The sequence below is a fragment of the Nonomuraea ceibae genome (assembly GCF_019396325.1).
Classification (GTDB): Bacteria; Actinomycetota; Actinomycetes; order Streptosporangiales; family Streptosporangiaceae; genus Nonomuraea; species Nonomuraea ceibae.
This window is the reverse complement of sequence record NZ_JAHKRO010000111.1, coordinates 1-18,606: the sequence shown is the minus strand read 5'-3', so window position 1 is coordinate 18,606 and position 18,606 is coordinate 1. Positions and strand designations below refer to the sequence as shown.

General features: G+C 73.2%; 19 protein-coding genes. 7 read left to right on the top strand and 12 right to left on the bottom strand.

Translation table 11 applies throughout. The annotated features are described in order from the left end of the window. Positions 1–7 precede the first annotated feature (7 nt). Positions 8–985 (bottom strand): helix-turn-helix transcriptional regulator, encoded by a 978-nt coding sequence (locus KME80_RS40455; protein WP_219515035.1) that lies wholly within the window; start codon positions 983–985, stop codon positions 8–10. Between the two features lie 86 nt (positions 986–1,071). Between KME80_RS40455 and KME80_RS40450 the strand changes: the two genes are divergently transcribed. After that, positions 1,072–1,500, top strand: coding sequence for a VOC family protein (locus KME80_RS40450; protein WP_219515032.1), 429 nt, complete (start codon positions 1,072–1,074; stop codon positions 1,498–1,500). 3 nt (positions 1,501–1,503) lie between these two features. On the opposite strand, the gene KME80_RS40445 is transcribed toward KME80_RS40450, so the two are convergent. The 5 genes from KME80_RS40445 to KME80_RS40425 are packed head-to-tail and all read right to left on the bottom strand — an operon-like array spanning position 1,504 to position 7,344. Then, positions 1,504–2,319, bottom strand: coding sequence for a carbohydrate ABC transporter permease (locus tag KME80_RS40445; RefSeq protein ID WP_219515031.1), 816 nt, complete (start codon positions 2,317–2,319; stop codon positions 1,504–1,506). Then, positions 2,312–3,190, bottom strand: a complete 879-nt coding sequence (locus tag KME80_RS40440) for a carbohydrate ABC transporter permease (RefSeq protein ID WP_219515029.1) — start codon at positions 3,188–3,190, stop codon at positions 2,312–2,314. Before KME80_RS40440 ends, KME80_RS40445 begins: the two co-directional genes overlap by 8 nt. Positions 3,191–3,193: 3 nt before the next feature. Beyond that, positions 3,194–4,435, bottom strand: coding sequence for an ABC transporter substrate-binding protein (locus tag KME80_RS40435; protein WP_219515028.1), 1,242 nt, complete (start codon positions 4,433–4,435; stop codon positions 3,194–3,196). A gap of 21 nt (positions 4,436–4,456) precedes the next feature. After that, on the bottom strand, positions 4,457–6,055 hold the full coding sequence (locus KME80_RS40430; RefSeq protein ID WP_219515061.1) for a beta-N-acetylhexosaminidase: 1,599 nt from the start codon (positions 6,053–6,055) through the stop codon (positions 4,457–4,459). A 44-nt stretch (positions 6,056–6,099) separates the two neighbouring features. Then, entirely contained in the window at positions 6,100–7,344 is a 1,245-nt protein-coding gene (locus KME80_RS40425; protein ID WP_219515026.1) for a Gfo/Idh/MocA family protein, read from the bottom strand. 141 nt (positions 7,345–7,485) lie between these two features. Here KME80_RS40425 and KME80_RS40420 point away from each other — a divergent pair, with 141 nt between their 5' ends. The 3 genes from KME80_RS40420 to KME80_RS40410 all read left to right on the top strand — a co-directional run bounded on the left by KME80_RS40420 (position 7,486) and on the right by KME80_RS40410 (position 10,864). After that, positions 7,486–8,652 carry an ROK family transcriptional regulator gene (locus KME80_RS40420; RefSeq protein ID WP_219515024.1) on the top strand — a complete coding sequence of 389 codons (1,167 nt, stop codon included), beginning with the start codon at positions 7,486–7,488 and terminating at the stop codon, positions 8,650–8,652. 44 nt (positions 8,653–8,696) lie between these two features. Then, positions 8,697–10,487 carry a discoidin domain-containing protein gene (locus KME80_RS40415; RefSeq protein ID WP_219515018.1) on the top strand — a complete coding sequence of 597 codons (1,791 nt, stop codon included), beginning with the start codon at positions 8,697–8,699 and terminating at the stop codon, positions 10,485–10,487. Positions 10,488–10,579: 92 nt separating this feature from the next. Beyond that, entirely contained in the window at positions 10,580–10,864 is a 285-nt protein-coding gene (locus KME80_RS40410) for a hypothetical protein (protein WP_219515016.1), read from the top strand. Positions 10,865–11,174: 310 nt separating this feature from the next. On the opposite strand, the gene KME80_RS40405 is transcribed toward KME80_RS40410, so the two are convergent. Continuing rightward, a complete protein-coding gene (locus KME80_RS40405) occupies positions 11,175–11,645 on the bottom strand; it encodes a MarR family winged helix-turn-helix transcriptional regulator (protein WP_219515009.1) in 471 nt (156 codons plus the stop codon). 116 nt (positions 11,646–11,761) lie between these two features. Between KME80_RS40405 and KME80_RS40400 the strand changes: the two genes are divergently transcribed. After that, positions 11,762–13,180 (top strand): MFS transporter, encoded by a 1,419-nt coding sequence (locus KME80_RS40400; RefSeq protein WP_219515007.1) that lies wholly within the window; start codon positions 11,762–11,764, stop codon positions 13,178–13,180. Further along, a complete protein-coding gene (locus KME80_RS40395; RefSeq protein ID WP_246646554.1) occupies positions 13,177–14,343 on the top strand; it encodes a cytochrome P450 family protein in 1,167 nt (388 codons plus the stop codon). The genes KME80_RS40400 and KME80_RS40395 overlap by 4 nt, the downstream gene beginning before the upstream one ends. 6 nt (positions 14,344–14,349) lie before the next feature. Here KME80_RS40395 and KME80_RS40390 read toward each other — a convergent pair whose 3' ends face one another. The 5 genes from KME80_RS40390 to KME80_RS51130 all read right to left on the bottom strand — a co-directional run bounded on the left by KME80_RS40390 (position 14,350) and on the right by KME80_RS51130 (position 17,357). Beyond that, entirely contained in the window at positions 14,350–15,210 is an 861-nt protein-coding gene (locus KME80_RS40390) for an alpha/beta fold hydrolase (RefSeq protein ID WP_219515004.1), read from the bottom strand. A 111-nt stretch (positions 15,211–15,321) separates the two neighbouring features. Beyond that, positions 15,322–15,840 carry a hypothetical protein gene (locus tag KME80_RS40385; RefSeq protein WP_219514995.1) on the bottom strand — a complete coding sequence of 173 codons (519 nt, stop codon included), beginning with the start codon at positions 15,838–15,840 and terminating at the stop codon, positions 15,322–15,324. 65 nt (positions 15,841–15,905) lie between these two features. Further along, a complete protein-coding gene (locus KME80_RS40380; protein WP_219514993.1) occupies positions 15,906–16,454 on the bottom strand; it encodes a hypothetical protein in 549 nt (182 codons plus the stop codon). Positions 16,455–16,473: 19 nt separating this feature from the next. Further along, positions 16,474–16,788: a sigma-70 family RNA polymerase sigma factor family protein gene (locus KME80_RS51135; protein WP_246646553.1), complete on the bottom strand. Its 315-nt coding sequence runs from the start codon at positions 16,786–16,788 to the stop codon at positions 16,474–16,476. Further along, positions 16,785–17,357, bottom strand: coding sequence for a sigma-70 family RNA polymerase sigma factor (locus KME80_RS51130; protein WP_308126129.1), 573 nt, complete (start codon positions 17,355–17,357; stop codon positions 16,785–16,787). The genes KME80_RS51135 and KME80_RS51130 overlap by 4 nt, the downstream gene beginning before the upstream one ends. 187 nt (positions 17,358–17,544) lie before the next feature. On the opposite strand from KME80_RS51130, the gene KME80_RS40370 reads away from it, so the two are divergent. Beyond that, entirely contained in the window at positions 17,545–18,477 is a 933-nt protein-coding gene (locus tag KME80_RS40370) for an NAD-dependent epimerase/dehydratase family protein (RefSeq protein ID WP_219514991.1), read from the top strand. Positions 18,478–18,606 lie beyond the last annotated feature (129 nt).

Below are 18,606 nucleotides of genomic sequence, written 5' to 3'. Positions count from 1 at the left end.
CTCATGTTCAGTCCACGCCCGGCGATGAATCGATACGGATGTCCGGTTCGTACTGGCGGACCAGCTCCCGCCCGATCCTCGCCAGCTCGGCGCGCACCTCCTCCGGCTCGACCACCTCGATCATGGCGCCCCACCCGGCGAGCTGCTCGGCGACCGCGCGCGGCATGTGCGCCGCGACACGCACCCGGACCCGCCCGCCGTCCTCCTCGGCGACGAGCTCGCAGTGCCGGCCGAAGTGCGTCCGCAGCACCGGGAAGAACCGGGCGCCGACCAGTACCTCGGCGTGGACGAGCGAGCGCCGCCGCTCCATCTCCGCCGCGACGCGCTCCCACTCCTCCTGAAGGTCGAAGCCGTCGGGCCGCTCGGCGGGCAGCTCGGTGACCTCCGCCCCGGCGACGCGGTCGACGCGGTACGTCCGCCGCCCGGCCGGGGTGCCCGCGACGAGGTACCAGATCCCGTCCTTGTCGACCAGGCCGAGCGGGTCCACGAGCCGTTCGGCCGCCTGCCCGTCCTTCCCCGGGTACGCGAGCCGTACCTTGAGCCTGCGCACCACGGCGGTCTGCAGCGACTCGACCAGGGCGGGCGGCTCCTTGCCTCGCTCCCCCCAGCCCGCCGGGTCCGACACGACGGCCCGCGCGGCGGCCTCGGCGTCGGCGCGGAAGGTGGCGGGCAGGGCGCGCACGAGCTTGCGCAGGGCGGAGGTCAGCTCGGGGGTCGCCGAGCCGGCCGGGCCGAGGACCAGGAAGAGCGCGCGCGACTCGGCGGCGTTGAGCCCGCTCAGGTCGGTCCTGGCGCCGCCGACGAGCTGCCAGCCGCCGCCGCGTCCGGGCTGCGGGTAGACGGGGATGCCCGCAGCGGACAGCGCCTCCAGGTCGCGGCGGGCGGTCGCGACGGAGGTCTCCAGCTCCTCGGCCAGCTCGGCGGCGGTCACCCGGCCACGGGACTGGAGCAGCAGCAGGGCGGCAACGAGACGGTCAGCGCGCATGTCCGCCATTCTCTCCAGGAAAGTGCTCAGTTGATGAGCACTTTGAAGGGAAGAATGGAGACATCACCACGAGAAAGGCACCGGACATGCTGCGAGGACTCACCACCGCCACCTTCTACTCCCCCGACTTCGAGGCCACCAGGAGCTGGTACACCGAGGTGTTCGGCATCCCGCCCTACATGGACACGCCCGGCTACCTGGAGTGGCGCATCGGCGACTACCAGCACGAGTTCGGCGTCGTCAACAGCGCCTACGCCGGGAGCGAGCTGGCCAGGACCCCCTCCCCGCAGACCGTCGGGCAGCCGGCCGGGGCCGTCGTCTACTGGCACGTGGACGACGTGCCCGCGGCCCTGGAGAGGCTGGTGGCGCTGGGCGCCAAGGAGCACGACTCCCCGCACGACCGCGGCACCGGCTTCATCACCGCGAGCGTCATCGACCCGTGGGGCAACATCCTGGGCCTGATGTACAACCCGCACTACCTGGAGATCCTGGCCTCGCTCAAGGGCGGCGCGTGAGCGTCACCCCTTCGAGCCCGTGAACGCGATCCCCGCGATGAGCTGCCGCTGCATGACCACGAACAGCGCGATCACGGGCAGCGAGGCCACCACCGAACCGGCGAACAGGATGGGGAAGTTCGTCTGGAACTGCCCGCGCAGCGAGGCGAGCCCGGCCGACAGCGTCATCATCTCCGGATCGGTGTTGACCACCAGCGGCCAGAGCAGGCTGCTCCACGACCACATGACGGTCAGCAGCCCCAGCGCCAGCAGCCCCGGCCGCACCAGCGGCAGCATGATGTGCCAGTAGATCTGCAGCGGGTTGGCGCCGTCGAGCCGCGCCGCCTCGTCCAGCTCCTTGGGCAGCGTGAGGAAGAACTGCCGCAGCAGGAACGTGCCGAACGCCCCGAAGACGCCCGGCGCGATCAGCGCCTGCAGCGTGTTCAGCCAGCCGAGCCCCTGCATGATCTCGTAGCGCGGGATGATGAACAGCTCGCCCGGCACCATGAGCATGGCCAGGAACACCATGAAGATCGCGCCCCGGCCGGGGAAGCGCAGCCGGGCGAAGGCGAAGGCCGCCATCGAGCACAGCAGGAGCTGCCCCGCCGTGACGCCGACGGTGACCACCACCGTGTTGACGAACTGCCTGGCCAGCGGCACCGAGCGGAAGACCTCGGGGAAGTTGGACCACTCCCACGAGGGCGTGAACTTCGGCGGCACCCGCAGCGAGTCGGGCAGCGTCTGGAGCGAGACCACGACCTGCCAGACGAACGGCGCGATCATCACCAGCGCGCCCGCCGTCAGGATCACGTGAGCCGGCCACGTCCTGGCCCTACTCATAGTGCACCCACTTCTTCTGCAGCCTGAACTGGATGGCGGTCAGCACGAGGATCAGCCCGAGCAGCACCACGGCGATGGCCGCGGCCAGCCCGCGCTGGTTCTGCACGAAGCCCTTCTCGAAGAAGAGGTAGACGATCGTGCGACTGCCGTTCAACGCCGGGCTGTTCAGGTCGATCATGAGATAGACCAGGTCGAAGACCTGCAACGCGTTGATCATGGTGATCACGAGGACGAAGAACGTGGTCGGCGTGAGCAGCGGGAGCGTGATGCGGAAGAACTGCCGCAGCCGCCCCGCGCCGTCCATCGAGGCCGCCTCGTAGTACTGGCGCGGGATGCCCTGGAGCCCGGCCAGGAACAGCACGGCGTTGTAGCCGACCGAGCTCCAGACCCCGACGATCGCGATCGCGTAGATGGCGAAGTCGGGGTCGCCCACCCAGTACGGCCCGTCGATGCCCAGCTCGCCCAGGAAGTGGTTGATCGCGCCGAAGTCGCCGTTGAACAGGTAGCGCCAGGTCAGGCCGACGGCGGCGGGCATGGTGACGACGGGCAGGAAGTACAGCGTCCGGTAGACGCTCATGCCGCGCAGCCCCGGCACGTTCAGCAGCGCCGCCACGACGATCGCCACCGGCACGCCCGCCAGCACCAGCACCGCGTAGAGCAGGGTGTTGCCGAGCGCGTCCCGCATCTGGTCGTCGCCGAGCAGTTCGGTGAAGTTGTCCGTCCCCACCCAGGTGTGCCCGCCGAAGACGCCCGACTCGGTGAAGCTGAGATAGAGCGTCTGGGCGATGGGCCACAGGTAGAAGACGCCCAGGCCCAGCGCCATCGGGGCGATGAGGAGGTATCCCCACACCCACTCGCGCTTGGAGAGCATCCGTTACTCCTTGGCCAGGATCTCGTTCATCTGCGCCGCGATCTCCTTGGCGACGTCGGCGACCGGCCGCTTGCCCGACCAGGCGTCGGCCAGCAGCCTCTGCTGCACGTCCTGCCACTGCGCGGTGTTCAGCGTCGCCGGGTACGGCACGCCGTGCGGCATCGAGGCGTCGTAGGTCTCCTTCAGGTGGAAGGACGGGAACGCCTTGAACCAGCCGTCCTGCGTGCCCGGCCGGAGCGAGAGGGCGCCGCCGCCGCTGTCACTGAGGATCTTCTGCGCCTGCTCGGAGGAGACGAACTCGGCGAACGCCGCCGCCTCCGCCGGGTGCTCGCTCTTGGCCGACACGGCGTTGGCCAGGCCGAGCAGGATGACGGCCTCCTTCGCCGGGCCCGCGGGCAGCGGCGCCACGTCGATGCGCTCGCGGATCTCCGGGTTGGACCAGAACGTGGAGGCGAACCAGACGCCGCCGTAGTACATGCCGTACTTGCCGGACTGGAAGAGCTGGATGGGGTCGGTGTCGGTGTAGACCTCGGCGACGGGCGCGACCTTGTCCTTGATCAGGCCGGTCCAGAACTCCAGGCCCTTGATCGAGGCCGGGTCGTCGAAGCCGCTCTTCTTGCCGTCGGGCGAGAGCACGTGGCCGCCCGCCTGGAGCATCGTCGGGTAGAAGCCGCCCTGGTCCCACATCGGGGCCAGGATGCCGAACTGCTTCTTGGCCGGGTCGGTCAGCTTCTTGGCCGCGGACTTGACGTCGTCCCAGGTCCAGTCGGCGGTCGGGTAGTCCAGCCCGGCGGCGTCGAAGATCTTCTTGTCGTACCAGAGGGCCGGGATGCTCACGTTGTGCGGCAGCGCGTACAGCTTGCCGTCGTAGCGGTAGCCGTCGACGACCGCGTCCGGCAGGCCCTCGGCCTTGGCCGCGTCGATCGGGGAGATGACGCCGCCCTTGGCGTACATGCGGACGTTGAGGCTGTTCATCCAGAAGACGTCCGGCGCCGCGCCGCCGGACGCGGCCGTCTGGAGCTTGGTCCAGTACTGGTCCCACGGGGTGATCTCCAGCTTGACCGTGACCTTCGGGTTGGCCTGCTGGAAGGCGGCGATGATCTTCTCGGCGCTGGCCTGGTCGTTCTTGTCCCAGATGGCGTACGTGATCGCGGCCTTGCCGTCGGCGGCCGGCTCGGAGGAGCCGCAGCCCGCGGCGAGGACGGCGAGGGCGAGCAGCCCGGCCAGGGGGAGGCGGTGGCGCATGGTTTCTCCAGGTGGGGGGTGTCAGAACCGCAGGTTCGCGGTCCAGGCGGCGAGCTTGCCGTCGATCTCGGCCCTGGTCCGGGGGTGACCGGGGGCGTCGGGACGGCGCTGCCAGGGGTGCGGTCCGCCGGCCGGGCGATACTCCACGCCCAGCGCGTCGAGCCGCTTCTCGTGCACGGCGAGCCGGGCGAGGAACCCGCCGAAGTCGCGCTCCTCGCTCCACACCGCCTCGGCGAAGGCGGCCAGGCGCGGGAAGGCCATGTAGTCGAGCAGCCGCGGCGAGTCGATGTGCTCGGTCCACAGCGCCGCCTGCGCGCCGAGGATCCGGCCGCGCTCCTCCCCGGTCAGACCGGCGGGCACCGGGTCGAAGGCGTGCACCGCGTCCAGCGAGGTCACGCTGCCGATCGGCACCGGCTCCTGGTCGCCCTCGGCCTGGCGGAAGTCCAGGTACGTCTCCGCGAACGGCGAGACGACCACGTCGTGGCCGGACCGCGCGGCCAGCGTCGCGCACTTGTCCCCGCGCCAGGCCGCGACCGTGACCCCCGGCGGCAGGCCGCCCTCCAGGAGCTCGTCCCAGCCGAGCGGCTTGCGGCCCCGGGCCAGCAGGTAGTCGGTGAAGTGCCGCATCAGCCAGGTCTGCAGCTCCTCGGCGTCACGCAGGTTCAGCTCGCGGATGCGTTCCTTGGCCGGGACGCTCTCGTTCCACTGGGTCTTGGGCACCTCGTCGCCGCCGACGCAGACGTAGTCGCCGGGGAAGAGCTCCAGCACCTCGTCCAGGACGTCGGTGAAGAAGGCGATCGTCTCGTCGGCGACGTTGAGCACGTTCTCGCCGACGCCCCACTCGGTGCGCACGTCCAGCGGGGTGTCCAGGTTGCCGAGCTCGGGGTAGGCGGCGATGGCGGCCTGGGTGTGGCCCGGCAGGTCGATCTCCGGGACGACCGTGACGAACCGGTCGGCCGCGTAGGAGACGATCTCCCTGATGTCCTCCTGGCTGTAGAAGCCGCCGTGCGGGCGGCCGTCGAACAGCCCGTGCCGCTTGGCGCCGCGCGGCGACTCGCGCCGCCAGGCGCCGACCTCGGTCAGCCTCGGGTACTTCCTGATCTCCAGCCGCCAGCCCTGGTCGTCGGTCAGGTGCAGGTGCAGGACGTTCAGCTTGTGGGTGGCCAGCAGGTCGATGTAGCGCAGCAGGTCGTTCTTCGGCAGGTAGTGGCGGGCCACGTCGATGAGGCAGCCGCGCCAGGCGTAGCGGGGGGCGTCGGCGATCGTGACGGCGGGGACCGTCCACGTACGGTCGCCGGTGCGGCCCGCCCGGAACGCGGCGGGGTCGAGGAGCTGGCGCAGCGTCTGGGCCCCGTAGAAGGCGCCGGCCGGAGCCGTGGCCTCGATCAGCACCGACGCGGGGGTGACGGTGAGCCGGTACTCCTCGGGGCCGAGCCCGTCGGTGAGGCGGATCTCGACGCCGCCGGGGCCTTCGGGCAGCGGCAGGCCGGTGGCCGGGCCGAGCGTCTCGCGCAGCCACGCCGCCGCCCTGGCGAGCGCCGGGTCGGCGGCCAGCGGCGTGGCGGCGTCGAACGTGAACCGCCCCGCCCCGGTGACGACCCGCGCGGGCACGGGAACCACCCCACCGGCGGCGGTGGCGGCCGTTCCGGAGGCAGCGGGCGCCGTCACAGGGGCTGCACCGTCCTGGTCTCGCGGGCGCGCTCGGCGGCCCAGACGACGAGGTGCCCGGCCAGCGCGTCGGCCGCGCCGGCGCCGAGCGGCGCCTGGTCCCCGGTGGCGACGGCGTCGAGGAACGCCGCGACGAGCCCCGCGTCGCCGCCGCCGTGGCCGTCGGCCAGCGAGGCGCCCGCGCGGGTCCCGGTGTCGACGATCTCCTCGTCCCCGGTCACGAAGTCGACGACCCGGATCGTCCGCCCGTCGCCCTCGGCGTAGCCGCGCGTGCCGAACACGCGGGTCTTGCGATGCTCCAGCGGCGTGAAGGCCGTCATGGTGAACGACACGGTCGCGCCCCGGGCGAACTCCATCGTCACCACCTGCTGGTCGACCACGTCGTTGTCGCAGTCGTACACGCAGCGCCCGTACGGGCCGGTCTCCAGCGCGCTCATGACGCCGGCCGTCGTGGCGTCGGTGGTGACCGGGCCGAGCGGCCAGAACTCCCGGTCCGGGTCGCCGAGGCAGCCCAGGTAGAGGCGCTTGGCCGAGTAGGCGCAGGCGGGCTCGACCGGGCAGCTCACGCAGCGCGCGCCCGCGCCCTCCGGCCGGTTCTCGGGCCGGAAGTGGGTCAGCGAGCCGAACGAGGACACGCCGACGGGCCGGTCACCGACGAGGTGGAGCAGCCAGTCGATGTCGTGGCAGGACTTGGTCAGCAGCATCGGCCCGGACTCGGCGGCGTTGCGCCAGGAGCCACGGACGAAGGAGTGGGCCATGTGCCACCAGCCGACCGGCTCCAGGTGCTGGACGCTGGAGATCGTGCCGAGCCTGCCGCCGTCGACGAGCTCCTTGAACACCTGGGTGTAGGCGGTGTAGCGCAGCACGTGGCAGACGGCGAAGACGACGCCGGCGCGCTCGACGGCCTCGACGATGCGGCGCGCCTCCGGCTCGGTGGGCGCCATCGGCTTCTCCAGCAGGATGGCGTAGCCCAGCCCGGCGAAGGCGATCGCGGGATCGACGTGCAGGCGGTCCTGGGTGGCGATGACCACGGCGTCGGCCAGTTTCGGCGCGGCGGCCAGCTCGGCCCAGCCGGTGAAGCGGGCCTCCTCGGACACGCCGTGCTCGTCGGCGAGCCTGTCGCGCCGGGCCGGGTCCGGGTCGGCCACGGCCACGATCCGCGCCCGTCCGCCGGCCGTCGCCGCGCGGGCGTAGATCTGGCCTCGGGCTCCTGCCCCGACGACGGCTAAGGTCACTGTCATATCTGCCCGAACTCCCCGATTTATTGTGGAGTCCATAGATATTCATGGATCCGGTCTTGCAGTCAAGACCCGCTTGGCCGATGATCCCCCTAGCAGCGGACCGACATCGTCTGGAGACCATCAATAGTGAGGAGAGAGCCCGTGCAGGTCAACGGCGGCGACCTACAGCGGCTGCGCCAGCTGAACCTGCTGAGCAGCATCCGCGCGCTGCGTGAGGCCACCGGCCCGCTGACGCTGACCGAACTGGCCGCGAGAACCGGGCTGTCCCGGGGCTCGATGGTCGACGTTGTCACCGACCTCCAGGACCGCGGCTGGATCGCCGAGGTCGAGCCCGCCCCCGGGGGCATGGGCCGCCCCGCCAAGCGCTACCGCTTCCGCGCCGACGCGGGACACGTGCTCGGCATCGACATAGGGGTGCACAAGGTCCTGGCCATCATCACCGACCTCGCCGGGCGGGCCGTCGCCAGCGGGCGGGTCGCCGTGACCCCCGCCACCACGCGCGACGAACGGCTGGAGGCCGTCGACAGGGCGATCGACGCCGCGCTCGTCGCCGGCGGCCTCACCACGCTCGACCTGTGGGGCGTCGCCGCCGGGAGCATCGGCGTCGTCAACCGGGAAGGCATGGTCACCCGCGTCACCGCGCTGCCCGACTGGGCCGGCGTCGACCTCATCGGCCATCTCGGCCGCCGCCTGTCGTGCCCGATCACCATCGAGAACGACAGCAAGCTCGCCGCCCTGGCCGAGCAGCGGCTGGGCGTCGCGGCCGGCGTCCGCGACCTGGTCTACCTGCACGCCGGCCGGCGGCCCGGGGCCGCGCTCATCCTCAACGGCCTGCTGCACCACGGCTTCAGCGGCGCCACCGGCGAGGTCGGCCTCATGGACATCACCGGCTGGCGCACGATGGCCGGCCACCTGGAGAACTCCCCCGCCGCCGCGGGCGCCGCCCCGGAGGACGCCGCCGGGCTCGTCTTCGCCTCCGCCCGCACCGGCGACCCCGCCGCCCTGGCCGCCGTCGACGCCTACGCCGATCAGCTCGCGCTCGGCACCGCCGCCATGGTGCTGACCCTGGACCCCGAGCTGGTCGTCCTCGGCGGCGGCTTCTCCCGCTCGGCGGACGTCCTGCTGCCCGCGCTCCGCCGCGCCCTCGAACCCCACTGCCTGCGCGTCCCCGAGATCCGGCCCTCGACGCTCGGCGAGGAGTGCGTCTCGCTGGGCGCGGCCTGCCTGGCGCTGGACCACGTGGACGACCGGTTCTTCTCACCGCAGGGCTCGATCTCCCGGCCCGCGGCCCCGCAACGCCTCACCTGATCCCCCCTGCCGGCTCGCCCGGCGCACCGCAGAAGGAAAGTGCCTTGCGCAAGTTGATCCCCCCGATGGTGGCCGCCCTGGCCCTCGCCGCCCTGACCGTGCCCAGCCCGGCCTCGGCCGACCCCGGCCCCAGGCCCGCCGCGTACCGCCTCGACTGTGACGGTCAGGCCCCCGGCAGCACCTGCACGGTCGTGGCGAGCGGCAAGAGCCGCCCGAACCACGTGCAGGAGTTCGTCGCCACCGTCAGGACCGGCGAGCAGGTGTGGGCCCGCGACACCATCTACACGCGCGAGGGCCAGGCCCGCACCCGGCCCTTCCCCCTGCCCGCCGGGAACGTGACCGTCGACGTCTCCGTCACCTCCATGCCGGAGAAGAAGGCCGGCACGCCGCTGCGGCTCATGGCCTGGAACCTGTACGTGGGCGGCACCATCAACGGCCAGGAGAAGACGGGCCAGAACCTCGCCCAGCTCATCGAATACCTCAACGAGGTCAACCCGGACATCCTCTTCGTGGTCGAGGCGTACGGGTCCGGCGAGAAGATCCTCGACGGGCTCAACGCCGGACGCGCCGAGGACGACCGCTACACCGCCGCCCGGCTCACCCAGCCCGAGGACTACAGCGTCAACGGCGACAACCTGTGGATCTACACCAAGCTGGACATCCAGCAGGTCTACCCGCGTTACGCCGACGAGGACATCTCCTCCTTCAACCTCGGCGGCGCCCGCCTCGGCCTGCCCAACGGCCAGCACGTGCACGCGTTCAGCATGTGGACCTGGCACGAACTGTCGTCCAACTGGGACGGCCACGAGGCCGCCGTGCAGAACCTCTACGGCATGCCCAGGACCAAGACCGACCAGCAGCTCGCCGAGAACGACAACTTCCGCCGCGTCGCCATGGGCAAGTCCATCCTGGAGAAGGCGCTGCCGTCCTTCATCGGCGACGACGACGCCCCCGTGCTCATGGGCGGCGACCTCAACGCCTGGCCGCACCTCGACTGGACCGAGCAGTTCAAGAACGCGCGCGGCCACGCGGGCATGGTGCTGCCGTGGCCGCTCACCAAGATGTTCACCGACGCGGGCTTCACCGACACCTTCCGCCACGCCAACCCCGACGCCGGCCGCCACCCCGGCCGCACCTGGAGCTCGCTGAGCGGGTGGCGGTCCGCGCCCGCCCGCATCGACTACGTCTTCACGCGCGGTGAGGACGTACGCGTGCTCGGGTCGCGCATCGACGACCGGCGGCTCCCCCGCCACCAGGACAGCCCGCTCGACGACCCGTACCCGTTCTACTCCGACCACAGCTCGGTCATCACCGACGTGGTGATCCGGGGCAAGGGCACCGGCCCCGACCAGCCGGTCGTCCACGACGAGCCCGAGCACGCGCCCGGCGTCTGGCCCGAGGTCCCGGCCGGCACCCGGGTGCCCCCGGCCGAGCTCAGCGCCACGGCGAGCACGTTCAAGCCCGGCGCCGGCGACCCCGCCCGGGCCGTCGACGGCAACCTGACCACGGACTTCCACTCCTACTACCCCGGCCCGCCGCCGCAGCCCCACCACATCACCGTGGACCTGGGCAAGGTGCGCGAACTGTCCGCCGTACGCTTCCAGCCGAAGCTCCGCTACGACATGAACGGCACCGTCCGCCGGGGCGTCGTCCAGGTGAGCGACGACGGCGAGACGTTCCGCGACGTCAAGCGGGTCGAATGGCCGATGATGACCGCGCCCAACGACGTCGACCTGACCGGCGTCTCCGCCCGCTACATCCGGCTGCGCGCCGACTACGGCATGGGCGGCGCCACCGCTCTCGCCGAGATCATCCCGTACGAGGTCGCGCGCTGACGATTACGATCGCCCACCCGCTCGGCCACACCACGGCCGGGGCCGCGCTCACCGTACTCGGCGGCCCCGCGCTGTTCCTCGCCAGGCGCGCCGTGTTCCAGCGCGTCGTCTCCGGCACCCTCCCGACCGGCCGCCTCATCGCCTCCGCCCTGCTCGTCGCCACCGCCGTGGCCGCGCACGGATTCACGCCCCGCACGGACCCGACGCCCCGTACGGATTCGGCGACCCGCCCGGGTCCGTGCGGCCCGCACGGGCCCAACCTCCCGCACGGGTCCGGCGGCCGCACGGGGACGGCGGCCCGCACGGGCGGCCCAGGCCACTTCGTGAGCACGCGGCGCGGTGGCGCCGACGAGCCGGCAACGCGAACCGCCCGGTGACACGCGCCCGGCGACCTGGACGTCCGGCAACGGGACCGCGCCGCATCACGCCGTCCCGACCACCCAACCACCCCGCACCGGCCCGTACGCGCACCCCGCCGTAGCGGGCGGCTCGGACCACTTCGTGCCACGCGGCCCGACGGCGGCCTGGCGCGGCCCGGTGGCGGCCCAGTGGCCCGGCCGGCTCCGACAGCCCGGCGCCCGGGCACCCGTGGCCCGGACCGCTTGGGGGCACCGCCGCGCGGGATCCCCCGGCCCCCACAGCCCCTGGAAGGCCCGGGGCGGCTCGGAGACCCCGAAGGCCCAGGGGTTAGTCGGTGGGGGTCGGGAGGTGGTGGAGTTCGGCGGCGGTGTCGCGGTGGGCGGATCGGACGAACTCGAGGATGGTCTCCAGGGCGCGGTCGTCGAAGGGCGCCAGGGACTGCTCGGTGCGGGTGATGAGCCCGGCGTAGGCGGCGCTGACGCGGGCGATGCCGTCCGGGGTGGGTTCGATGAGCACGCGCCGCCGGTCGCCGGGGTCGGCGACGCGGCGTACGCAGCCGGCGGCGACGAGGCGGTCGATCATGCGGGAGGCCGAGCCGGTGGTGAGGCCGACCTGTTTGGCGAGGGCGCCGGGGGTGGCGGGGCCGAGCCGGTCGAGCACGTGCAGGCACTGGACGTCGCTCTCGGCCACGCCGAGCCGGTCGGCGACGGCCTTGTTGAGCCGTACGACGGCGATGGCCCAGCCCGGTATCGCGTTCTTGACCAGCTCGGCGACCAGCGCCTGCCGTTCCTCGTCCATCACCCGACCGCCCTCCCGTTTGCTGCGTGACGCAGAGGTTCTGCTATAAATTAGCTGCGTCGCGCAGCTACTGCGTTATGCAGTCATTCTAGCGGATCGAGGAGCACCCACGCGCTATGACCACTCCCCCACCCACCACCCTCCTGACGGGACGGCCGGCGGTTCTCGTCCTGGCCGCGGTCCTCATCGCGTCGTTCATGGAGCTCCTTGACGCCACCATCGTCAGCGTCGCCCTCCCGGCGATCGCCGCCGACCTGGGCGCGGGTGACGCCGCGCTCCAGTGGACGGTCGCCGGCTACACGCTCGCCGTGGGCGCCGGCCTGATCACCGGGGGCCGCGCCGGTGACGCGTACGGGCGCCGCCGGGTGTTCCTCGCCGGGCTGTCGGCGTTCACGCTGGCCTCGGCGGGCTGCGGGCTGGCGCCGGACGCCGCCGTCCTGGTCGGCGCGCGCGTCGCGCAGGGCATGGCGGGCGGCCTGATGATCCCGCAGGTGTTCGGCGTCATCCGGGCCTCGTTCGAGCCCGCCGCCCGGGCCAGGGCGCTCGGCGCGTACGGCGCGGTGCTGGGCCTGGCCTCGGTCGCCGGGCCGCTGCTCGGCGGGGTGCTGGTCGAGGCGGACCTGTTCGGGCTCGGCTGGCGGGCGATCTTCTGGGTGAACGTGCCGATCGCCGCCGTCGGGCTCGCCCTCGGGGCCCGGCACCTGCCCGACTCGCGCGAGCCCGGCCGCGTCCGGCTCGACCTGCCGGGCGCGGCGCTCGCCGCCTGCGCCGCCGTGCTCCTGCTCCTGCCTCTCGTGCAGGGACGCGAGTGGGGCCGGCCCTGGTGGAGCTACGTGATCCTGGCGCTCGCGGTCCCGGTGACGGCGGTGTTCCTGGCCAGGCAGCGGCGGCTGGCCGAGCGCGGCGGGCAGCCGGTTCTCGATCCGGCGTTGCTGCGCGTGCGGGCGTTCGCGGGCGGGCTGGCGGCCTCGCTGCTGTTCTTCGGCGCGCTGGGGTCGTTCTTCCTCGCGCTCTCGCTCTACCTGCAGTCGGGCGCCGGCTACTCGGCGCTGGAGACCGGGCTGGTGATCCTGCCGTACGCGGTCGGCTCGATCATCACCTCGGGCCTCGGGGTACGGGCCGGCCGCGGCACCCTGGTGGCGGGGTCGCTCACGCTGGCCGCCTCCCAGGTCGTCCTCCACCTGGTCGTCAGCGGCGGCGCCGAGCCGGCCGCCTGGCTGCTGGCCGCGCCGATGCTGCTGGGCGGCCTGGGGCTGGGCCTCACCGCGCCCGGCCTGATCAACGTGGTGCTCGCCGGGGTGCCCGCCCGTGACGCCGGGGCCGCGGGCGGCGTGCTCACGACCGTGACGCAGATCGGCAACGCGGTGGGCGTCGCCGTCCTCGGCCTGATCTTCTTCGACGCCCTGGAGGGCGCGGGCGGGACGCCCGGGCTCGCGGCGTACTCCGGGGCCATGAGCGCGGTGCTGCCCTGGCAGGCCCTCTGTTACGTGGGCGCTGCCGCACTGATGTTCCTCCTGCCCAAGCAGACCCGATGACCCCCGAGGAGATCCCGATGACCGAAGCCCCGTACGCCGGCGTGGACCCGTTCGCCGTCACCGTCCGCGCGATCGGCGAGCCGCATCCGGCCCGTGCCGCCCTGCGCGCCGCCGGCCCGATCGTCCGGGCCGACGCCCCCGCGGGCGGCCCGGCGTGGATCGTCACCGAGGAGGCGCTGGCCCGCCAGGTCCTCGTCCACCCCGACATCGTCAAGGACCCGGCCTGGGCCCCGGAGAGCTGGGACCCGCGCACCGCGGGCCTGGAGCCCACCGCCGCCGCGCAGCCGTCGCTCACCACGCTCGACGGGCCCGCGCACGAACGGCTGCGCCGGGCGCACGCGCCCCTCTTCACCGCGCGCCGCCTGGCCGCCTACGCGGACCGGATCACCGGGCACGCCCGCGACCTGCTGGCCCGGCTGGCCGCCACGGGCGAGACCGTGGACGTGATGGCGGACTTCGCCACCCGTTACCCGCTCACCGTGGTCTGCGACGTGCTCGGCGTGCCGCTGGAGCGCGTCGACCAGGCGATGGCGGCCTGCCGGAGCATGTACAGCCCGGACCCCGAGGAGGTCGGCGCGGCGATGGCCGCCTTCGCGGAGCTGGCCGGCGCGGCGCTGGCCGAGGGCCGGGACGGCCTGGCCGCCGAGCTGCGCGAACGGGTGCCCGAGTTCAGCGAGCCGGAGGTGCACTACCTGATCTTCACGCTCGTGTTCGCCGGTCAGCTCACCACCGATCCGTCGCTCGGCTTCCTGCTGGCCCGCGCGCTCGACGTCGCCCCGGAGCCGTCGCAGGCCGAGGACTTCGTCAACGAGACGCTGCGCAGGCACGCGCCCGCGCCGTTCACGCTGTGGCGGTTCACCTCGGCGGCGGTCGAGCTGGCCGGGGTGCGGCTGCCCGCCCGCTCCCCCGTGCTCGTCGACATCCAGGGCATCAACCTCGATCCGCGCCGGGCGATCGGGCCGGACCTGACCTTCGGCGCCGGCCCGCACTACTGCACCGGCGCACAGCTCGCCCGGCTCGAACTGCGCGCGCTCGTCGAGGTCCTGCGCACCGACTTCCCCCGGGCGCGGCTCGCGGTGCCGTACGCCGAGCTGCGGCAGACGGACTTCGGCGGCATCCAGGGCAGCAGGCTCACCGCGCTGCCGATGCGGCCGCACGGCTGACCCGCGCTACTCCGACAGGACCTTGCGCAGCGCGGCGGCGAAGCCGTCGGGGTCGCCCTTCATGCCGAACTCGCCGTCCATGAAGCCGCCGTGGTTGCTCGGGAAGATCACCGCTTCGGTGCCGAGCCGCGCGGCGACGCCCTCGCCCGAGCGCCGGGCCATCTGGCCCTCCGACTCGGCGCCCACGGCGATGACCACGCGGGTGGAGGCGGCGCGCAACGCCGCGTAGTCGTGCTCGTAATGCGTACAGGAGATGAGGTTCTGGGCGAACAGCACGTCGTCGCGCGAGCCGTCGTCCTCCGTCGGCATGCCGAACGCGGCGGGGTCGGGCATGGGCCGGTCGGCGAAGTCGGCGGGGATCTCGCCGGTCAGGCTGGTGATCCCGATGAACTTGGCCATCGCGGGCCCGAAGCCGTCACGCTCGTAGGTCTGCCGGATGTCGGCGATGGCCGCGAGCGCCTGCTCGCGGTCGGGCAGGGCCTGGGCGGCGGGCGGCTCGTGCGCCACCAGCGTGCGGACCTGCTCGGGGTGCTTGGCCACCAGCGCCAGCGCGTTGACGGCGCCGCCACTGCTGGCCAGGATGTCGACCGGCCCGCCGCCGATCGCGTCGATGAGCCGGTGCAGGTCGTCGGCGTGCAGGTCGGGCGTCGACTCGCCGCCCTCGGTGCGCACGCTCCGCCCGGCGCCGCGCGGGTCGTACGTGACGACCGTGCGGTCGGGGAAGCGCGCGGCCAGCGACGCGAAGCCGGCTGCGTCCATCGGCGACCCGATCAGCAGCAGGATCGGGTCGGCGCTGTCGGCCGGGCGGATGTCGTAGTGAAGGACGGCCCCGGGCACTTCCAGGGTGTGTGTCGTGAGCTCGGTCATGCGGTCGCCTCCTGGTCGATGCTGATGATGCAGACCGCCGCGAGCGGCGAAACTCATCGGCGCAGGCGAAAACGTACCCCGAACCGGGAGCCGTGCGCAGGAGCCGTCCGGTCAGCCCGCCTTGCGGAACCGCCGCACCAGGAGGAGGCCCCAGGCCAGCGCGAGCAGCGCGAAGACCGCCGAGGCGATCTTGAAGCCGGTCGCCGCGCCGCTCGCCCGCTCGGCGTCACCGGCGGCGGAGTAGACCGGCCGGCCGTCGACCGAGGCCCCCAGCGCTTTGATCAGGTAGTCGGAGTCGGGGAAGCGGGCGGCGCGGGCGAGCGTCTCGGCGGTGTCGGCGGGGACCTCCAGGCGCACGGCGGCGCCGTCGGGCACCCCGCCCGGCGGCGGCTGCAGCAGGCGGAAGGTCACGTTGGCCGGATAGCCCGAGAGGGTCAGCGCGAACACCACGACCGTCGAGGTCCGGTTGCCCCGCCCGGCGCTGTCGGTGTAGGAGCGGTAGCCCGCCGCCGTGCCCTCCAGCACGCTGACCTCCCGCACCACCGGCTCCCGCCGCGCGCCCTGGTCGAACAGGAACAGCGCCGTCCCGGCCAGCACCAGCAGCGGGACGAGCCGCGAACGCCACTTCACCGGGGGACCTCCTCAGGCGGCGGGGCGCCGATCCTACCGATGCCGCCGGGGACGGCACCACAGGATCAGGCGCTCGCGGCGGCCTTCCTGGCGATGGCGCGCAGCATGATCCGGCGGATCAGCCCGCTGAAGGGGCGGATCAGCCGCCAGTAGGCCAGCATCCTGCGCCGGGTCCGCGGCGAGTCGGCGGTGACCCGGGTCTCGGTGCGCAGCAGCGTGCCGTGCTCGGTCGGGATCACCTCGAAGATCGACGCCGACTTGGCGAAGCCGGGCGCGTGGTAGTCGCGGAAGCTGCCGGGCGGGCAGGTGTGGCGGTGCTCCCCCGGCCGCAGCCGCCAGAACTGGCTGATCGAGCCGAGCACGATGTAGCGCTGCGGCTCTCCGGCCAGCTCGAACCAGCCGCGGCCGCGCATCGTGCCGAGCATCGTCGGCGCCTGGTTCAGCCCGTTCGCCGGGAGCGAGCGCAGGCCCATGAGCAGCCGCACCCCCGGCAGCTCGGCGGGCGTCAGCGTGTTCAGCGCGGTCCACACGGTCTCCGGCCGCTGCCGGATGTGCAGCTCGTGGCACTCGGTGCCCAGGGGCCACGGGATGAAGTCCTCCAGGACCTTCGGCATGCGCGCATCCTCTCGTTCGTCAGTTGTGCTGCGACAGGTGGGCGAGCTTGTCCGGGTTCGCCATGCCGTAGATGGCGCGTACCCGGCCGTCCACGGGGTCGGTTTCGACGGTGACGACCGCGACGGGGCGGTCGCCGTCGACGATCAGGGCGGTCGGGGTGCCGCCGGGTGCCGCCCAGCGCACCTGGTACCCGGCGTAGTAGGGGCCGACGGCGGCGAGCAGGCGGGCCACCTTGGCCGCGCCGTGCACCGGCCGCAGCGCGGCGCGGGCCCGGCCGCCGCCGTCGTTCCAGAGCGTGACCTCGGGGGCCAGCACGTCGAGCAGGCCGGTCATGCTGCCCCGACCGCCGCCGCCACGAACCGCTCGGCCGCGACCTGGGCCTCGCGCTGGTCGGCGGAGAATCGGGGCCGCCGCGCGTGCACGTGCCCGCGCGCCCGGTGCACGAGCTGCCGCACCGCCGCGGGCGACCGGCCGAGAATGCCGGCGATCTCGTCGTACTCGTAGGCGAACGCCTCCCTGAGGACGAACGCGGCCCGTTCCAGCGGGGACAGCGTCTCCAGCACGACCAGCAGGCCGAGCGCCACGCCGCCGCTGCGCTCCACCGGCTCGGCGGCGCTCTCGTCGGTCCACAGCGGCTCGGGCAGCCACGGGCCGATGTAGTCCTCGCGCATCCTGCGCGCCTTGCGGAGCTGGTCGACCGCCCGGTGCACGACGATGCGCATCAGGTACGCGCGCGGGTGCTCGATGGCCTCATGATCGGCCCCCTGCCAGCGCAGCCACGCGTCCTGCACGACGTCCTCGGCGTCGGTGACGCTGCCGAGGATGTCGTACGCGGCCGCGAACAGCAGGTTGCGGTTCGCGGCGAAGACGGCTTCCCTCTCGTCCGTGATGTCGTCCGTCACTGTTCCCCCTGGTCGCTTGCCTTCCCTCGTTGGGACGAACCCGCCGCCCGGCTTGTGACATCCCGGGCGGAAATCCGTGTCACAGGCGCCGGCGCGCCGGCGTCAGATCGTAGAGCGGCCGGGCAGGAACACCGAGGCCGCGGGAAGGAACGTGTTCGATGACACACCAGCAAGAAGGAGACGGGGAATGAAGGTCGTGCTCGCGGGTGCGACGGGCGCCCTCGGCGGCGAACTCGTGCCGAGGCTCCTCGCCGCCGGTCACTCGGTGCTCGGCCTGACCCGCTCGTCCCGCCGGGCGCGCCTGCTGGAGGAGGCGGGCGTCGAGACGCGGGTGGTCGACGTGATGGACGAGCGGAAGCTGCTGGACGCGCTGCGCGGGCACCGCGCCGACGCGGTGATCCACCAGGCGACCGCGATCACCGGCACGCCGCTGCGCCACCGGGACCTGCACGCCACCGACGACCTGCGCGAGCAGGGCACGGCGAACCTGCTGCGGGCGGCCGAGCTGGTCGGCGCGCACCGGTTCGTCACGCAGTCGTTCTTCCTCGGCTACGGCTACCTGGACCACGGTGAGGCGAAGCTGACCGAGGAGCACCCGTTCGCGCCGACCGGCCGGGGCGCCTTCGAGCGGCACATGCGCTCGATGCGGACGAACGAGCGGCTGACCTTCGGCACGGCGGGCATCGAGGGGGTCGCGCTGCGCTACGGCCTCTTCTACGGCCCGGAGGCGGGCACGCGCAAGCTGATGGAGCTGGCGTCGCGGCGAATGCTGCCGGTGCCGAGGCCGTCCGGGGTGACCTCGCCGATCCACATCGCGGACGCGGCGGCGGCCACGGTCGCCGCTCTCGAACGGGGGCGGGCCGGGCAGGCGTACAACGTGGTGGACGACACGCCGCTGCCGTTCGCCGAGTTCGTCGCCGCCCTGGCGGAGGCGGCGGGCGCGCCCGCGCCGATCGCCGTGCCGAGCCTGCTGCTGCGGCCGGCGCCCTACATGTACGCGCTGATGGCGGGCACCCGGATCCGGCTGTCGAACGACAAGGCCAAGCGGGAGCTGAACTGGCGGCCGGAGTACCCGAGCTGCCGGGCCGGGCTGCGGGCGATGCGCGAGGTCCGCGCGTGAGGCGGGCGATCCGCGCCGCGGCCGTCGCCGTCGCCCTGCTGGTGACGGCGGCGGCGTGCGGCCAGGGCGGGGGGCAGGTCGGGGGGCAGGTCGAGGGGCAGGGGGCCGAGGGCGCCGCCGCGCGGGGGG